The organism is Nocardia sp. NPDC005745, assembly GCF_040630775.1.
Lineage (GTDB): Bacteria > Actinomycetota > Actinomycetes > Mycobacteriales > Mycobacteriaceae > Nocardia.
In genome coordinates, this window is sequence record NZ_JBEXYF010000090.1 from 1 (window position 1) to 2,190 (window position 2,190).

At 64.7% G+C, this 2,190-nt stretch carries 3 protein-coding genes; 2 read left to right on the top strand and 1 reads right to left on the bottom strand.

From position 1 onward, the window contains the following. Positions 1–345: 345 nt before the first annotated feature. Positions 346–666, bottom strand: coding sequence for a hypothetical protein (locus ABZ420_RS35945; protein WP_357132661.1), 321 nt, complete (start codon positions 664–666; stop codon positions 346–348). Between ABZ420_RS35945 and ABZ420_RS35950 the strand changes: the two genes are divergently transcribed. Together ABZ420_RS35950 and ABZ420_RS35955 are read left to right on the top strand one after the other, a co-directional pair. Continuing rightward, entirely contained in the window at positions 588–1,460 is an 873-nt protein-coding gene (locus ABZ420_RS35950) for an isocitrate lyase/phosphoenolpyruvate mutase family protein (protein WP_357132664.1), read from the top strand. The two genes, ABZ420_RS35945 and ABZ420_RS35950, sit on opposite strands and share 79 nt — an antisense overlap. A gap of 190 nt (positions 1,461–1,650) precedes the next feature. Continuing rightward, a complete protein-coding gene (locus tag ABZ420_RS35955; RefSeq protein WP_357132667.1) occupies positions 1,651–2,100 on the top strand; it encodes a PaaI family thioesterase in 450 nt (149 codons plus the stop codon). Positions 2,101–2,190 lie beyond the last annotated feature (90 nt).

Consider the following 2,190-nt stretch of genomic DNA (forward strand, 5'->3'; position numbering starts at 1 on the left):
ACATCCTCGCCCCCCTCTACATCCGGATTCTCTTCGGCATGGGAGGGCTCACCCCCGACTACCTCGACCAACTGGTCGACCGGATCCTCGCCACCACACGCCGCGTCACGTGAACGAGGAGTTCCGGGGCACAGCAACCAGCGGCCGCGCCCGGTTGCACCGGCAATCCCACCCGGACCCTCGGCTGCCAGCCCGGGAAACCTGTCATCGATATCTGCCGATCGCGTGGTCAGATCAGTTGGCCGCCCGCGTACACCTGTCACCGGTGGCAAGCCGCGCTCGTCGCCCCGGCTGTCACCGGATGCCAACGCAAGGCCTCGCTCAGCTGATCACGGGGATCTTGCATCAGGCTGCGGAGGGCTTGCTGGGCGGGGAAGCCCCGCTCTGCGGGGTGGATGACGAGGCGAGGTCGGGGTGGCCGGGCAGCCGGAGCGTTTCGTAGACCAATTCGAGCTCACCGACTAGCGGATGCCTGTATCGGCGTGCTGCCGTGCTCCGGGGGCTCTGCTGTGGTGCAGCGTCTCGTAGTCGGGCCGTGCGTCGTGACGCTTGACTCTCCAGTCGCTGGAAGGTGCAGGGTCGGTGTCGTGACCGACAATGCCGATCCGAGCACCGGCGCGCAGTTCGCGCGCCACGATGACCGACCCGTATCCGCGAGTGCCGCAACTCGGCTGCGGGCGCTGGACCGCAACCCGCTGGTTCTCGCGAATGCCTGGGATGCGGCCAGCGCCGTAGCCATCGCGCGTGCGGGGGCCACCGCCATCGCCACCACCAGCGCTGGGATCGCCTGGTCGCTCGGGCTGCCGGACGGGCACCACATCAGTCGCGCGGAGATGATCAGCGCCGCCCGCCGCATTATCGAAGCCGTGGATCTCCCCGTCACCGTCGATATCGAAAACGGATACGGCCCCGATGCGGACGACGTCGCCGAGACCGTCGAACAGATCGTCCGTGCCGGTGCCGCCGGAATCAACCTCGAAGACTCCCGCTCGGCCGACCAGCCTCTGCACACCCCCGCCGAACAGGCAACCCGTATCCGCGCGGCCCGCGCGGCGGCAGATAGAGTCGGCGCGCCAGACCTCCTCATCAACGCTCGCACCGATGTCTACTTCAACCGAGAACGTTTGAAGGCCGATCCTTTTGCCGAGGTACTCGAGCGCGCCGAAACCTACGCCGCAGCCGGCGCCGACTGTCTTTTCGTGCCTGGTCTGCTGGACCTGTCCACGCTGGAGCAGTTCACTGCCGCCGCGCCGCTGCCGATCAACGTGATGACCGGTCCCGCAGGCCCTTCCGTTGCCCAGCTCATCGAGGCCGGAGTCCACCGCATCAGTCTCGGTCCGGCCCTGCACCTCGCCGCCTACGCCGCGGTGCACCACGCCGCCACGGAGTTCTTGACCGCTGGCACCTACAACACCTTTACCGACGCCACCCCCATTGCCGCCGCCATCATGCGGAGCTGAAAGTGGTCCGACCCGGTGCGCGGCGGCCGCCGACTGATGATTTCTATGTCCGAGGGCTTGCTGTGATCAGCTGTCCGGTTTCTTCACCGGTACCGATATGTCCCGCCCGAAGTGCCGGCAGGTCGAATTCTCGGCCGCCTCCGCGTGCGGGGGCCTCTAACTCATATTTCTCGTGAAAGCATAGATGTGGATGGCGACTCTCTTCAACGATCCGAATAAAGGTCACGTAGTGTCGAAGATGGCAAATGAACAACTCAACTCGGGCTTCGGCCAGGTATTAGGTCTAAATTATAGCGAAATCAGCCAGGATCGCGTCGCGGCGGAATTCATGATCACCCCGGTGTTGCACCAGCCGGACGGCATCGTGCACGGCGGCGTCTATAGTGCGGTGGTCGAGGCCTTGGCAAGCGTCGGCGGGTCGGAGTGGTATGGCAGCAAAGGCAGGGTGGTGGGTGTCAACAACAACACCGATTTTCTCCGGCAAGTTAGCGCGGGCACCCTCTACGCCGAGGCAACTCCGATACACAGGGGCCGGAGTCAACAATTGTGGTCGGTGATGGTCATGGATTCCGAGGGCAGGCTCGTCGCGCACGGGCAGGTCCGCTTGGCCAATCTCGCTGAATCGATGAGAGCCGACTAGTACTCCAGCCGCACTTCGTTATGTTGGGCGGTAGTCTGTTTCGTTGTGTTGATCGATGAGGATCTGGCTGCGTGGGTGGCTGGGCTGGAT